The sequence below is a fragment of the Flavobacterium salmonis genome (genome assembly GCF_903819435.1).
Classification (GTDB): domain Bacteria; phylum Bacteroidota; class Bacteroidia; order Flavobacteriales; family Flavobacteriaceae; genus Flavobacterium; species Flavobacterium chungangense.
On record NZ_CAIJDP010000071.1, the window covers coordinates 88,724 to 104,427 of the forward strand.

A 15,704-nucleotide genomic window follows, 5' to 3' on the forward strand; every position below is an offset into this window, starting at 1 on the left:
GTTAATTTTTATTGAAATAATGTTTGTTATATTTTTGGATGGCAGGCTGAATATATTTGTTGAACAGAATAAAATCAGGAATGCTGTAACCCGGTTTTCCAATTCCAAAACATTCCGGGCAATCGTCATTTTCACCGAAACATTCAGAACAGGCTCCAATGGCTTTTGCCAAATCATCGTTCTGATTTAACTCAAACTCCAGCTGAAATTTCAATCCCTCGATTATTGTGAAAAGTTTCTGATTGATTTTTTTAAGTTTCTTGATTCTTTCTTCAAGTTCCAAATCAACTTTTGGCGGTTCTGTTTTCTCTTCCGGTTCTTTTTTTTCCATCAGGGGCTGCATAAGCTCAAAATATTTAGCCATCTCGGGATTATGTTCTTTCAAATATTCTATATAAGCATCCATTTGTATAACTTTTAAGTTTTATAAACTTGCAATAGAATTTTCAATTCTATTGATTCTGTTTGGTGTATTCGAACCCACAAATTGTCCATATTGATCTACATAATAGTCTTCTGTCGGAATTAGTCCTCCGTTGTAATATTCATATAAAATATTCTCGGTTAGATAATTAACAGTCTCAATTAGTTCAGCAAAAGAATGGCTTTCAATAGGTGCATTTGGACTTGCAGTACCTAAACTTTGCTGCGCCTGTCCTGCCTGAAATTGAGGATTATTAATTACGCCTCCCAACTGGTTGTACAAACCTTGTACTCTGGCAATATCCTGTGCCGCCTGCGGACGGAGCTGAACAGGGTTATCCTGAACATATTGCTGGATTGCCGGCAAAGCTGCTCTTCCAGCATCGGCCAAATAGCGGGTTGTATTTCCCCACGCTTGCCCCAGTGGCGAAGGTGCTTGTCTGCGTCTGTTATTATTAGCTGGTCTTCGCTGTTGTTGCGGAGGTCCTTGTCTGCGTTGTTGCTGACGACTGTTGTCTAATGCAGCACTTCCTGCTCCTGCCAGATTACTAACCAGTCCACCAACCGCTCCGCCTATTTGAGGTGCTCCAAAATAAGTACCAACAGCAGTTCCTACTATTGGAGCCACTGCCGAAACACCTCGCAAAACTCCTGAACCAATACTGCTGGCTACATTTCCTAAACTTGACCAAAACCCTTCTGCTTCACTTTCAGACATTTGATCTACTCTTGATAAAAGGACATCTTCTAATTCACTTTCATTCAAATTAGCATATTCCGGTCCTAAAACATATCGTACAGCTTCAAAATAATTGTCTTCGCTGAATGATTCTCCTGCAAAAACTTCGTGATATAAACTCATAACTTTAGTATTATAATTAACTCTTACTCTTTTAACTAGGCTTTTCAGATTTCACCTATCCATTTTGTGCACCAAATGAACGATGTAAAATTGATTTTATTTATTTTCCTACAAAACAGTGTTATAACCCAAATTTTTAAATAAATTTACCCTACAAAAAAAGGGTGAATTTCCCCTTTGTTTTTGTAAGAATTTAAAATAATTTTGCTCAAACAAACGTATTTAAAATATTAAACAACAATTAATTAACCCCTAACTATTAAAAAAATCATGGAAAGAGAACCAGAAAGACCCACTCAATTAATTACAAAAAGATTCGCGAAGGAATTGCATTTGAATTTTATGAAATACCGTGCCCGGGTAATTGCTAAATACATTACAAAAGAAGATGCCAATAATGTTTGGTTTTCTGTAGAAGAGCTTGAAAATTATATTCATTATATTAAGGCTAAAGGCAAGAAAAAAGGATATGATGTAAACGGAATCCGTTTTTACTATGGTGTATATCCTGATGAAAGAAAATATGAAGAAAAAGCAGGCCGGATGACCATTTTTTTAACACCTACAGGAACAAAAATCAGAAAAACTGCACCTGATGATATACAACCTTTTGCTTTGGTTCGTCAAATAGGTATCGAAGAAATACCAGGAATTGAACCAATGAATTACGGAAGTATCGGAAATCCTCCCAGCAAAACATACTAGAAGATTATGTTTGAATTTTTAAGATTTTATACTGTCTATTTAGCTTTATTTTCCGGAATTATCGGCCTAATTTCCTGGCACAAACTTCCTACGAATAAAGCTAAATTTTTAGTAATTTTGATTTGGTTTTCTGCCGCAATAGAAAGAGTAGGTTATTATTTTACGGCATGGACAGGCATATTAAATTATTATGTTTTTAATTTTTATATGCTGGTCAGTTTTTGTGCTTTTATCTTACTTTTAAGGAGTGTTTTGTCCAAAACAAATTATCGAATAATAGGACTTCTCAGTTTAATACTGTTTATCCTTTCATTTTTTCTGAATATCTTATATTTTAAAGAAGATATTAACCAATCATATACCTATAGTTTTGCCATTGGTGTACTGTTAATTATGATATTATCCTGCTTATACTTAGTCGAAATTTTTAATTCAAACAAAATATTAAATTTTAAAAAATCAGTCTTTTTTTGGTACATATTAGGAATTTTAGTTTTTCATGTACCATTTCTGCCCTTTATGCTTGCTTTAAACTGGTTCCTGATCAAACATGACGAATCTATTTTTAGCTTAGTAGTGTTTATTTTAAATGTCCTGGCCCACAGCTGCTATATTATTGGATTCTTATGGAGCGAAAAGAAATACAATTATTAGTCATTTCGTTAAGTATTGTTTTTTTAACTTTACTGATTACTTTGCTTGTGATATTCTTTTATTTTTTAAAAAAGAAAAACAATTATCTGGTAGAGAAAATGGAATCAGAATTGTATTTTCAATCCGAGTTAATTAAAACCAGGATTGAAATTAAAGATCAGACTCTCAGCGAAATTAGTAAAGAACTCCATGACAATATAGGTCAGATAGTTTCTGTGGGTATTATGCAGCTCAATATGTATCTTAACAATGGAAAACCTGTCCTGGTAAATGAGCTTAATGATCTTAAAGAAATACTAGCCAAATCACTGGATGAGATTCGGATTTTATCCCGGATCATCAATAAAGATAATCTACTGCACAGCAATTTTATTGAAGCCATAAAACAAGATCTTGAGCGTATAAAAAAACTAAAAAACATTCCATACAATTATACCGTTACGGGAGAAATTCCCCAGATTGATCAGGAACATGATTTGTTTATTTATCGTATTTTTCAGGAAGCCCTGCACAACAGCCTTAAACATTCTCACAGTGATTTATTTGAAGTAGCCATTAATACAACTGATACTGTTTTTCGATTAAAAATAAAAGATTTTGGAATTGGCTACGATACCAGTCAGATAAATTCGGGATTAGGCTTAAACAACATGAAATTAAGAGCCAAGTTAATTGGAGCAATCTTAATAATGGAATCAAATTCATCAGGAACAACCGTAATTTTAGAATATCCTTTAACCCAAAACAATGAAACCTAAAAACAAAATTATTATTGTAGATGATCATCAGCTTTTTTCACAATCACTGGAACTTTTAATCAATAGTTTTAAGGATTTTGAGGTAATAAACCGATTCGAAAATGGCAAAGTCTTCGTTTCCTACCTGCAAGATAATGAAAATGCAGATGTCGATTTAATTTTATTGGATGTCAATATGCCGGTTTTGGATGGCGTTAGCACCATGAAATGGATTAAAGAAAACAGACCTGATTTGAAGGTAATCGCACTTTCTGTCAATGATGATGAAGAAATAATCATCAAAATGATTACAAATGGTGCCAAAGGTTACTTACTAAAAGATACTTCTCCGGAAATATTTAAGGAAGCCATGATTTCAGTTATTGAAAAAGGCTTTTATTTAACAGAATTAGTTTCGGGGATGCTGGTAAAAAAAGCCAATGATGACTCTAAAAAAATCAATCTGAAAGAAAAAGAAATTGTTTTTATAAAACATGCCTGTACCGAAAAAACGTATAAAGAGATTGCCTCAGAAATGTGTTTAAGTCCAAAAACAATCGACGGATACCGGGAATGTTTATTTGATAAACTAGAAATAAAAACCCGAATTGGATTGGTTCTATATGCAGTGAAACACAAAATTGTATTGGTTTAGAGATTCTAATACACTCACTTAACCCGTTGAGTACAATACATAAGTCAAAACCTATGAATTACACTGACTTATTTGCGACGGAATCCAATAGATTGCGTCATACAAAAGAATTGAAATCTTAGAGAAAACAACCTATAATCAATGAAGATTTCAAATAATTAATTCTTTTTATATAATTGCTTTATGTTGTTAAACGATTAGGATATTTTTCAGTCTTAATCTGATGTCAAATATATCCATAGATGAAAATCTTTACTCCTGCTTCGGCAGAGACCTATCTTTTATAGTAACTTTGCGCACCTGTAAAAGCAAAAACATGGAAATATAACTTACAGATGTATCTATTAGAAATAAGAGTTATAATTATTTAGACTCTTGAACTCAGCATCAATAGTATCTGTGTTTCTTTTCTTATGTAAATCAAGATCCGGTAAAAAGTGGAAGTAAAAAAAGTGCAAAATGAAATGGAAAGCTGGACTATTTGTCCGGAATGCCAGGGACGCGGAAAAAAAAGTCGAAGGCTAACTAAAAAAGTAAGACTCCATTACCAAATCGCATTAGATGAATTTGAAAAAACTAATGGTAAAGGTACAGCTCCTGTTCAGCCTAAAGGCAACTTATATTCATGCGTAAACTGTTCCGGAACCGGGCTGCTTCCTGCCCACATGCCTCCTGTTGCAAATAAAGAGAATTATCCTCACGTGGCAATTATTGGCGGCGGTATAGGCGGAATCGCCCTGGCTGTTGCTTGTTTACACCGTGGAATCCCTTTTACTCTTTATGAGCGCGATAAAGACTTTAATGCCCGATCTCAGGGTTATGGACTAACATTACAGCAAGCCAGTAAAGCAATTCAGGGCTTAGGTATTATTTCTTTAAAAGAAGGAGTATTTTCAACCAGACATCTGGTTCATAATCCCGAAGGAAAAGTTATCGGTGAATGGGGAGTCAGAAAGTGGCTTCAGTCAGAAGAGAGAATGCCCCCAAAACGTAGTAATATTCATATCGCAAGACAATCTTTGCGATTCGCACTATTGGAGCAACTTGGTGGAAACGATAACATACAATGGGGACATCAGTTAATAGATTTTAAACATAGTGATGGTAATGTTCATCTCAACTTTCAGGTCGATGGAAAGATGAAGAGTGCCAAAGCAGATCTTGTAGTTGGAGCCGATGGTATTCGTAGTTCGGTCCGTAAATTACTTATTGGAGAAGATATTACTCCCCTATCTTATTTGGGCTGTATCGTAATATTAGGAATTTGCCCTTTGAGTACTGTCCAAAATCTGAATAGTGCTTTATTAGATTCCGCTACTGTATTCCAAACTGCTAATGGCAATGAACGAATCTATGTCATGCCTTACACAGGCGATTCTGTAATGTGGCAGCTTAGCTTTCCAATGCCCGAAGATGAGGCAAAAAAGTTAAGTGCTAAAGGTCCTCAGGCACTCAAGGAAGAAGCCTGCCGAAGAACGCAGTGGCACAAACCGATTCCTCAAATTTTATTAGCCACCCAGGAAGCTTATATTTCGGGATATCCTGTGTATGACCGCGAATTACTCACCCCGGAATTATTAGAGAACTCAGGACAAGTCACTCTGATTGGAGATGCTGCTCATCCTATGAGTCCTTTTAAAGGCCAGGGTGCGAATCAGGCGTTGCTGGACGCCCTTGCGCTTGCACGGGAAATTGCAAAAGGATGTAAATCTTTATCTCACTGGAAAAAAACCGGTTTGAGGGAAAGTGTATTAACCGGATTTGAATCCGAAATGCTGACACGCAGTGCCTCAAAAGTGCAAGATTCAGCCGATGCCGCAGAGTTCTTACATTCCGAAATTGTACTTCATGAAAGTGATGCGCCCAGAAGATGGTTCAAGAAAAATAACGAGTAAAAAGTATTTACCTGATAGATTAGCTTATCTCTTTTTAGATAAGGTCAAAATTAAAAACACGTGAATTAAGGAAAACCGTAAAAACAACATCACCTTAAAGCCTAAATTTAAAACAATAATTAAAGATACCTGTTGAAGACGACAATAACGGGGATGTATAATTTCAAGTTAAATTTATGCTAAAGAGAACCATTTTAATTGAAAACAAATTTTCTATAACAGCTAAAAACAATCAGCTTGTATTAAAATCAGAAATGAAGGAAAGCGCTATTCCCATTGAAGATATAGGCTTTCTCGTTCTTGATCATAATGAGATCTACCTCAGCATACCGGCCATGAATTTACTGGTTGACAATAACACTTCTATCATTATCTGCGGAAAAAACCATCTTCCCAACGGAATGTTCTTAAACCTGAACAGCCATCATATTCAGCAGGAAATATTCAAAAATCAAATTGAAGCTTCCATACCTTTAAAAAAACAGTTATGGCAGCAAACCATAATTGAAAAAATTAAAAATCAGGGGCAGTTACTTGAAAAAATAACCGAATCCAAAAATAGTTTTTCGTTTCTGGCCAGTAAAGTCTTAAGTGGAGATTCTACAAATATGGAAGGAGTTGCTGCACAGCAATATTGGAAATATTTCCCTCAGCCTAATTTAGAATTTGACGGAATAAAACGGGAACGATATGGCGACTATCCTAATAATTTCCTGAATTATGGTTATGCCATTTTAAGAGCTGCAACTGCAAGAGCTCTTTCCGGAAGCGGATTATTGAATACATTAGGAATCCACCATAAAAGTAAATACAATGCTTTTGCACTTGCCGATGATATTATGGAGCCTTTTCGTCCTATTGTAGACGAAAAAGTCTTTGAAATTATGCAGCGTTTTAGTGAACAGGAACTAAACACTGCTATCAAATCTGAATTATTACAAATATTAACGAGAACAGTTTATTTTAAAGATGAGAAAAGTCCTTTGATGATCGCATTACAAAAAACGTCAAGTTCTCTCCAACAATGCTTCACGGGAAATCGAAAAAAAATTAAATATCCTGTACTATGGAGCTTAACGGATATCGAATAATGTGGCTGTTTGTTTTTTTTGATCTACCCACAGAAACAAAAAAAGACAGACGAAATGCGTCCGGATTTAGAACTAATTTATTGAAGGACGGCTTTTCGATGATGCAGTATTCTGTTTATGTACGTCACTGCGCAAGTAGTGAAAGCGCCGATGTTCATGAAAAGAGAATTCACAAACTGCTTCCGCCTTTAGGCAAAGTAAGCGTGCTCCGAATAACCGATAAACAATTTGGTAATATTTTGAATTTCTGGGGAAAAGCAGCCGTGCCATCTGCTCCTCAGCCTACACAACTGGAATTGTTTTAGCCCAAACTGAACTAAATTATTGTTTAGAAACAAAAAAATGCTTCAATCGTGGGTTATCAATCCAAAAAAGAAGCATTTTTTTATACGATATTTAAATTTAATCTTTTGATTACTAGAAGGTAACAAGCCAACTAATATCGTGTTTTCTAATCTTTAATCAAACCACAACCCTTTTATCTTTCATTGATAAAGGTTTTTCAATATCGTGTTTTCTAATCTTTAATCAAACCACAACCATATCTCTTACATAAGCGTGCATTTCCTTAATATCGTGTTTTCTAATCTTTAATCAAACCACAACCGTTGGAAGTTGCAAAATCAGAACAATCAGAATATCGTGTTTTCTAATCTTTAATCAAACCACAACTAATAACTAGAATTTTACCTAATGAAGCTAAATATCGTGTTTTCTAATCTTTAATCAAACCACAACCACGAATTATTAAAAGAAATAGCAATATATAATATCGTGTTTTCTAATCTTTAATCAAACCACAACAGCAGAGTCTTGGTAAAGCTCTTGCTGGAAATATCGTGTTTTCTAATCTTTAATCAAACCACAACCAGGGCGCATCATTGAAACCTCGTCAATGAAATATCGTGTTTTCTAATCTTTAATCAAACCACAACAGCAAGAGCTTTACCAAGACTCTGCTACATAATATCGTGTTTTCTAATCTTTAATCAAACCACAACACAGAAATGAACAAAACCACAACCAAAGTAAATATCGTGTTTTCTAATCTTTAATCAAACCACAACTTCGTGATGCTTATGACGATAGCCCAACGAAATATCGTGTTTTCTAATCTTTAATCAAACCACAACCTGATAACCATACAAAAATCATTACAAATAAATATCGTGTTTTCTAATCTTTAATCAAACCACAACACACTACTGTTTTAGAGGTGGGTTCCGGGTAATATCGTGTTTTCTAATCTTTAATCAAACCACAACTTGACAACGAAAATAAACGCCTGCGTGTAGAATATCGTGTTTTCTAATCTTTAATCAAACCACAACACTAAGGACTTTAAAGAGCATTTTTCAAATAATATCGTGTTTTCTAATCTTTAATCAAACCACAACCATTTGCTTTGATTATTATTTAGACAATGAAATATCGTGTTTTCTAATCTTTAATCAAACCACAACAGGATATACGTTTATTGAAGAAAAAAAGTTAATATCGTGTTTTCTAATCTTTAATCAAACCACAACTTATTATTCAGACGGGCGAAAAGTAACAATAATATCGTGTTTTCTAATCTTTAATCAAACCACAACATACGCATCATTAAAGCATCAGAGTAATCCAATATCGTGTTTTCTAATCTTTAATCAAACCACAACTTATTATTCAGACGGGCGAAAAGTAACAATAATATCGTGTTTTCTAATCTTTAATCAAACCACAACCATTAGAAACGGTAACTGACACAGAAAATAATATCGTGTTTTCTAATCTTTAATCAAACCACAACCTACGGGTCTTTTTTTTACTGGATGAACTCAATATCGTGTTTTCTAATCTTTAATCAAACCACAACTCTCTATCGTAAATTTCAACATAATTACCAAATATCGTGTTTTCTAATCTTTAATCAAACCACAACAGCTACTTGATGTAAAAAATGTTCGTTCCAAATATCGTGTTTTCTAATCTTTAATCAAACCACAACCAGTTATATTTTGTCCCGTACTTACCATACAATATCGTGTTTTCTAATCTTTAATCAAACCACAACAACAGGAAAAAAGGTAACAATTATGACAGAAATATCGTGTTTTCTAATCTTTAATCAAACCACAACAACTACTAATCATTCCTAACTGCTCAAAAGAATATCGTGTTTTCTAATCTTTAATCAAACCACAACCCGTTTAGGAACAAGATATATCGAACAAGTAATATCGTGTTTTCTAATCTTTAATCAAACCACAACCCATCTCCTTTGCAAGGATCTAAACATTTAAATATCGTGTTTTCTAATCTTTAATCAAACCACAACATTTACGTACAAATATATAAATTAATTACCAATATCGTGTTTTCTAATCTTTAATCAAACCACAACAAAATATTAAAAAACGAGCATTACATCGATAATATCGTGTTTTCTAATCTTTAATCAAACCACAACATTTAGTTGTTTTCATAACTCAGCACATTTAATATCGTGTTTTCTAATCTTTAATCAAACCACAACTACTATTTGTTTTAATATTTTATCTTTTGAATATCGTGTTTTCTAATCTTTAATCAAACCACAACCATAACTTCCACAATAAAGATAATTCAAATAATATCGTGTTTTCTAATCTTTAATCAAACCACAACAAGGAATTGAGAGCGAATTAAAAGCTAAAGAATATCGTGTTTTCTAATCTTTAATCAAACCACAACAACATTATCAAGTTCGTTAAATAAATCGTCAATATCGTGTTTTCTAATCTTTAATCAAACCACAACTTGACACGCAACCTAAACATTGTTTCAGAAAATATCGTGTTTTCTAATCTTTAATCAAACCACAACTGTGTGAATTAAATGACACGCATGATTCTTAATATCGTGTTTTCTAATCTTTAATCAAACCACAACATTCAGGATCAGGAGCATTGACTTATTATAATATCGTGTTTTCTAATCTTTAATCAAACCACAACTACTGTATTTTCTATCATAAACAAACAGACAATATCGTGTTTTCTAATCTTTAATCAAACCACAACCATCTGTTTATCCATCTAAGCAATCCAAGAAATATCGTGTTTTCTAATCTTTAATCAAACCACAACCTTTCAAAGCATTATGGACAGCTAACTTTTAATATCGTGTTTTCTAATCTTTAATCAAACCACAACAGGATAAAGCATACTGACGAAATACCATTAAATATCGTGTTTTCTAATCTTTAATCAAACCACAACAACTACGGTAACGAAAAAACAGGCGTTAGCAATATCGTGTTTTCTAATCTTTAATCAAACCACAACAGTTAGTATAGTTATTGATATTTCCTAAATAATATCGTGTTTTCTAATCTTTAATCAAACCACAACATGATGAAGATTTAGCGTTTGATTTGTTTAATATCGTGTTTTCTAATCTTTAATCAAACCACAACATAGTTATGAAAATAAAATTATTAAAAGAAATATCGTGTTTTCTAATCTTTAATCAAACCACAACATTACACTTACGCATTAAGCCAGGAAGATGAATATCGTGTTTTCTAATCTTTAATCAAACCACAACATTGGTTAGTTGTGTCTTTTGTAGCTCCCAAATATCGTGTTTTCTAATCTTTAATCAAACCACAACTACAACAGGTGGTTTCTGAAATAAAAGGCAAATATCGTGTTTTCTAATCTTTAATCAAACCACAACAGATTGTTTGAACGGTTCAGAACATGAATAAATATCGTGTTTTCTAATCTTTAATCAAACCACAACCTTTGGAATATGATTTCATTTGAAGAAAAGAATATCGTGTTTTCTAATCTTTAATCAAACCACAACCACATACTTTATCAGAAGAATTTGAAATAAAATATCGTGTTTTCTAATCTTTAATCAAACCACAACTGAAATCTATATTATTTTCTGTCAACAGATTTTCAGTTGTGGTTTAACACTATGAAACGTTATATCAAAGAACTTAACTCTTAAATCTCAAGATTTATATTCTTACAATTTTCCCTGTAGAAGATATATTAAAATCAATTCCTTCAACTAAAGCATTGAAATTATTTACTTTAAATTTTATATATGGAAATTCTTTAAAGTTATCAATAACATCTCCTCCTTTTGGTGTTGTCAAACCACTTTCTTTTAATTTAACTTCTTTTATTTTCCCTCTTGCATCAAAAATTTCATTTTCTAAATAATATTTATTCAGGACATTATTCAAATTCTTAAAAAAATCAGGTCTTTTTGTTGTTTGTTTTTTGAAATCAGAAAAAACATTATCCCACAAATCTAATGATTCTAAATCCTCTTTAACTTCATAGAGCTTTTGTTCATTAACAACCTCATTCATGTAAGATATATTTGCAGTAGTGCTTTTGGCTGAAAGATTGTAAATTAATTTAATACCATCTTCATCTAAACCCGTAATTTTATATAATCTACCTATCAAGCTATTAGGGACTAAAAAATCTAATTCTTCTTTTTGATTTTTATATAAAATAACGTTTAATCCTTTTTTCAACACTATAGGTTTATTGTTAGACTTCAGTAAATTAAACCCTGTCTCCAAATGTTTTTCAGGAATTAAAGAAATATTCTCGCTTTCTCTATCATCCTTGTTTTTTAATTTATAATAGTTTCCCGCATCAAGAAAATTAATTAACTCAAAAGCTCTTTCTTTTTTCCCTTTTTTATCAACTCCTTCATAAATAGCATAACAATAATTACCATCATTCTTAGCATGATAAAATTGTTTATGCTCATGTCTTGAAACATCTCGATGTTTTTTTATGAATAAAGGATTAGTTACATCACTAGTGTAATAACGAATTTTGTTTATTGGAACTGGTTTTCCACTTTTATTTGGTAAAACATACAATTCATTTTTAATCCTATTTTTAAGAGCTTGAATTTCTTCTTTTATAGGTTGTTCCTCTTCTTCTTTTAGATTTTTTAATTGTTTTTCTAAGTCTTCAATTTCTTTCTTTATTTGCTTTTCTTGTTCTCTTCCACTTGAGACAATCTCTTTGATTTTATCATCAACAATATTTTTTAAATCTGTATCTTTAAATAAATCAATAGCTTGACGTTTTACGTATTTTACAACTTCTTCGGTTTTACCTGTTTTTTTATCAACTTCTTCTCTTAAAATTGCACCATAAAAACTTTCTTTATGCAAGGCTCCTCTGACAGTATCCCCTTGTTTGTATTTGATTTCGCCTTTTCCATTTCTTTGAATAATTCCTCTTTTACGAATTGCCTTTTTACTTTGAACAGGTAGATTATCTGGTGTGTGATGACTTATTAAAGTATTATTGTCAAAATCATCAACATCTTTATGAAAACCTTCCCACGGAATTCTATGTGAAAATGATGGTTTTGGTTTTCCATAATATTCAAACTGTTCTAATTCGTGATAATAATTTGCCAAAGCATCATTAATATCTCTAGTACAACAAGCTACCACAACGGCATCTTTTGCATGATGTGCGTGATTATCTCTTGATTTTTCATCTAACCCCCACATTTGTCGCAAATTGGAAGTCGTTTTTCCTTTAATTGGATATACTTTATTGAATGCTGTTTTTAAAAATAAATTACCATACTTACTAATAATTCCAATATCTACAGATTGGCTATTTTTAAATCCTTCTGGAACTTCTTCCATAATGAATGATTTATATTTTTTGAAATAATAAGAGTATTCAAAACGCAATTTTGTTCTGTCAATAATGTATTTATCTCTTTTTTCTTTAGTAGAAGCTGCTTTTACTTTTTTGGACAAATCTTTTATTTGCTCTTCTATGGATTTGTACTTTGCATACCAATGTTTTATTCTTGGTAAGATCTCATCGTGATTAGAACATTCAAAAGGTATTTTGTCTTTTTTAGTTTGACGATTATAAATAGCACAACATAATGTTTTATTAAGCTGTGAATTATCTAAACTTCTACTTCTTGGAATGGTATGCTCAATATCAAATTTTGGATTATTTCCAATAAAATCAGATAAACAAATAGTTTTTCCAGTATAAAGACAAACTTTTTGTTGTTCTATCCAAAGTTGATATTTTAAAATATCTGTTTCCGTTGGTTCATAATCGTTGTAACTTGCATTTGCATCATTGCAACCTTCAATGTTGGTTTCACCTCTAAAAATTGACTTAATTTCCTCAGTATATTTATCTCTTCTGGTTTTTAAATTTTCATTCCATTGCCTTATTGCAACTCGTTCGTTGGCAGAGTTTAATTCCCTTGGCATTTCGATATGAATAAAAGTATCTTCATCAATCATATCATCTTTAATTAATTGATTAACTACTCTTTTCAATTGATGCAACGATCTCATTGCCATTGGATTTTTTATAGATGAAATTAATGGGCTTCCTAAATATTTCTTCCCATCTTCTTCACTCCGTTTTGCTTTTTTATATACTTCAATGGCTGACGGATGATATAATTTTTTTAAACTATCTTCATCGATATTAAAATTATCACTCAAGAATGTTTTTAATATTTCATCAATAGTTTGTTTTTTAACGAATTCTCCTCGACCAGAGTTAAGTTTCATTTGATTTGAAAAAAGTTCAAAACATTCCGACAAAATTTCATTTTGATAGTTTTCTGGTGTTTCATTCCATTTTTTTGTTCCAAAAAAGTCTTTAACTTGTTTTTCTAATCCGTTTCTATAAGCTTCTGCAACAAATTTATTATCAGAACTCCATGTACCATTTTCTTTTTTTGCATTTTTAATCAATCCATTAACTATCTCAATTTTATTACTATATACTTTATAATTTTCAATAATTGACTTAATTTCTTGGTTGATAACATTTCTGTTTTCTTCATCATTCCAAATTTCTGTTGGCAAAATATTTTTCATATTAGCCAAGAAAACAGCGTGTGAATAAATAAGATTTTGTCTCAAGTAAGGTAGAATATTTCTAATCGCCTTTAGACTCAAAGAACCATAGTCCTGTTTCAGTTTTATTTTAGAAAACTTTATTGCCGTTTTATCATTACAATTAAGATTATCAATAGCAAATTGCTTCAAAAGTTCTTCATTATCAAAACGAAATAATACATGCCAAATATCATCGATAATATCATCTATTGACTTTTTAACTTTTACATTGTTTTCTGTTTTAGTGTTTTTTACAAAATTTGAAAACAAATATTCCTTCCATTTCGTACCGAAAACATCTATTAAATTTGCAATTGTTAAGCAACCTGAAACATTGCTTCCTAAATTATAATTGAATAATACATCATATTCAGCAACGTTTTTGTCTTTGTAATATCCAAATTTTAAGCTTTTTGGTGTAAGTTTTTTTGCAATTTCAGAGAAATCAAAATTGGCTTTGGACTTTCTGAAAAATAAAGTTCCAATTTGTTCTCTTTCATCTTCATTTAGTAATCTTAATTTCTCATCAGTAGGCAATTTAATTTTTACGTTATTCAAATAACTCAACATTCTGAATTCTTCAAAATCTGGATGAGAAATTGGCACACATGTTTTAATATTTTCCAATGGACATTTGGCAACTAAACCTTTTTGGGATTTTAAAGGCCTTTGAAAAAATATTGCTTTTTCAATTTTTTCTTTTGCTTCAGCTAAAACATTTTGCTTGTCACAGATATAATTGAATTCTGTTAAATAATGATCAATTCTATGAGTATATTCACCTCTTATTTTTTTACCTTTTTGATATAACGTGTAAAAATACTGGCCTAAAGTCGAACATTTTTCTTGTTCAATTTTCTCAGACAAATCACTTATTGCTCTCTTAACAGGTCCAAGAAATTCTTTTTTATTTAAACGTTCGAGCAACTTTTCTTTTAAATCATTATAGACCAATGCTGAATTTTCTTTGAAAATTGAATTGAAAGCTCTTGAAAGTGTAAACAATGGTTTATTACTAGTTTCGTCTTTATCAAAACTTGACACAAATTCTGAAAATAACTCTAAAAATTCCGCAATTGAAGTTGCATCATTTATTACAGCTGTTATTTCATTTTTCTTTTCTTCAATAATTGAATTATCGGAACTATCTAGTCTATTACTCAAAAAACCACGTCTTTGGGCAATATGATAAAAAGCCCTTCCTAAAATATATCTGTCTTCCTTATCATTTAAGTTAAGTGTTTCTTTGGCTGACTTATATCGATATGAATACGGGTTTTTGTTTTGCTTTTTCCTTTCTTCTTCATCTTCTTGATTATCTGTACTTAGCCAAATTCTGAATTCATCATTTTGTGGATAAATCTTTTTATATCGCCAATCATTAAGTTCTTCATCAGATAATTTTGGACACAAATTATTATCAGATAAAACCTTAAGTAATTCTATTTTTCTAATCTTTCGTCTATATTTTAATTTTCTAGCACTTCTGTACTCTGTCCTTTTTGCTGCTCTTGAACTTTCGCTATTGGTTTTGGCTTCAATATTCACACCTTCTGAAAATATTCTAACCCCTTTATCTACAAGAGAAAAATTATTCCCTTCCTTATCCACAATCGCCCATCCTACGCTATTTGTGCCTAAATCTAATCCTAAAATCTTTGCCATAATTTTTAAAATTTAATACGCACGAAATCTACCACAAAAAAAATTAACTCAATTATGGTTTTCATCATTCAAAACAATTTATTTTTTCTATATATTTGTTACTGATTAAA

At 31.6% G+C, this 15,704-nt stretch carries 9 protein-coding genes and 1 CRISPR repeat array; of the genes, 6 read left to right on the forward strand and 3 right to left on the reverse strand.

Translation table 11 applies throughout. The annotated features are described in order from the left end of the window. Nucleotide 1: 1 nt before the first annotated feature. Together FLACHUCJ7_RS13580 and FLACHUCJ7_RS13585 are read right to left on the reverse strand one after the other, a co-directional pair. Nucleotides 2-406 carry a hypothetical protein gene (locus FLACHUCJ7_RS13580; protein WP_078226687.1) on the reverse strand — a complete coding sequence of 135 codons (405 nt, stop codon included), beginning with the start codon at nt 404-406 and terminating at the stop codon, nt 2-4. Between the two features lie 18 nt (nt 407-424). After that, nucleotides 425-1,285, reverse strand: coding sequence for a hypothetical protein (locus FLACHUCJ7_RS13585; protein WP_031455837.1), 861 nt, complete (start codon nt 1,283-1,285; stop codon nt 425-427). A gap of 270 nt (nt 1,286-1,555) precedes the next feature. Between FLACHUCJ7_RS13585 and FLACHUCJ7_RS13590 the strand changes: the two genes are divergently transcribed. From FLACHUCJ7_RS13590 to cas2, 6 genes are all read left to right on the forward strand, one after another. Further along, on the forward strand, nt 1,556-1,990 hold the full coding sequence (locus tag FLACHUCJ7_RS13590; RefSeq protein WP_031455836.1) for a hypothetical protein: 435 nt from the start codon (nt 1,556-1,558) through the stop codon (nt 1,988-1,990). Nucleotides 1,991-2,616: 626 nt separating this feature from the next. Then, the gene (locus FLACHUCJ7_RS13595; RefSeq protein WP_031455834.1) at nt 2,617-3,402 is read left to right on the forward strand and encodes a sensor histidine kinase; all 786 of its coding nucleotides are present in this window, start codon (nt 2,617-2,619) and stop codon (nt 3,400-3,402) included. Further along, nucleotides 3,392-4,036, forward strand: coding sequence for a response regulator transcription factor (locus FLACHUCJ7_RS13600; RefSeq protein ID WP_180909242.1), 645 nt, complete (start codon nt 3,392-3,394; stop codon nt 4,034-4,036). The genes FLACHUCJ7_RS13595 and FLACHUCJ7_RS13600 overlap by 11 nt, the downstream gene beginning before the upstream one ends. Before the next feature lie 464 nt (nt 4,037-4,500). After that, nucleotides 4,501-5,931: an FAD-dependent oxidoreductase gene (locus FLACHUCJ7_RS13605; protein WP_180909337.1), complete on the forward strand. Its 1,431-nt coding sequence runs from the start codon at nt 4,501-4,503 to the stop codon at nt 5,929-5,931. 176 nt (nt 5,932-6,107) lie between these two features. Further along, nucleotides 6,108-7,022 (forward strand): type II CRISPR-associated endonuclease Cas1, encoded by a 915-nt coding sequence (cas1, locus tag FLACHUCJ7_RS13610; RefSeq protein WP_180909243.1) that lies wholly within the window; start codon nt 6,108-6,110, stop codon nt 7,020-7,022. Continuing rightward, nucleotides 6,998-7,327: a CRISPR-associated endonuclease Cas2 gene (gene cas2 / locus FLACHUCJ7_RS13615; protein WP_031455830.1), complete on the forward strand. Its 330-nt coding sequence runs from the start codon at nt 6,998-7,000 to the stop codon at nt 7,325-7,327. The genes cas1 and cas2 overlap by 25 nt, the downstream gene beginning before the upstream one ends. A gap of 133 nt (nt 7,328-7,460) precedes the next feature. Further along, nucleotides 7,461-10,922: a CRISPR direct-repeat array (repeat unit 36 nt; unit sequence AATATCGTGTTTTCTAATCTTTAATCAAACCACAAC). Nucleotides 10,923-11,016: 94 nt separating this feature from the next. Here the strand turns inward: cas2 and cas9 are convergent. Then, nucleotides 11,017-15,594 (reverse strand): type II CRISPR RNA-guided endonuclease Cas9, encoded by a 4,578-nt coding sequence (gene cas9, locus FLACHUCJ7_RS13620; protein ID WP_180909244.1) that lies wholly within the window; start codon nt 15,592-15,594, stop codon nt 11,017-11,019. Between the last annotated feature and the right edge of the window lie 110 nt (nt 15,595-15,704).

Coding starts and splice junctions, on each gene's coding strand:
- cas1 (WP_180909243.1), top strand. CDS start 6,108: ATGCTAAAGAGAACCATTTTAATTGAAAACAAATTTTCTATAACAGCT.
- cas2 (WP_031455830.1), top strand. CDS start 6,998: ATGGAGCTTAACGGATATCGAATAATGTGGCTGTTTGTTTTTTTTGAT.
- FLACHUCJ7_RS13595 (WP_031455834.1), top strand. CDS start 2,617: ATGGAGCGAAAAGAAATACAATTATTAGTCATTTCGTTAAGTATTGTT.
- FLACHUCJ7_RS13580 (WP_078226687.1), bottom strand. CDS start 406: ATGGATGCTTATATAGAATATTTGAAAGAACATAATCCCGAGATGGCT.
- FLACHUCJ7_RS13585 (WP_031455837.1), bottom strand. CDS start 1,285: ATGAGTTTATATCACGAAGTTTTTGCAGGAGAATCATTCAGCGAAGAC.
- FLACHUCJ7_RS13590 (WP_031455836.1), top strand. CDS start 1,556: ATGGAAAGAGAACCAGAAAGACCCACTCAATTAATTACAAAAAGATTC.
- cas9 (WP_180909244.1), bottom strand. CDS start 15,594: ATGGCAAAGATTTTAGGATTAGATTTAGGCACAAATAGCGTAGGATGG.
- FLACHUCJ7_RS13600 (WP_180909242.1), top strand. CDS start 3,392: ATGAAACCTAAAAACAAAATTATTATTGTAGATGATCATCAGCTTTTT.
- FLACHUCJ7_RS13605 (WP_180909337.1), top strand. CDS start 4,501: ATGGAAAGCTGGACTATTTGTCCGGAATGCCAGGGACGCGGAAAAAAA.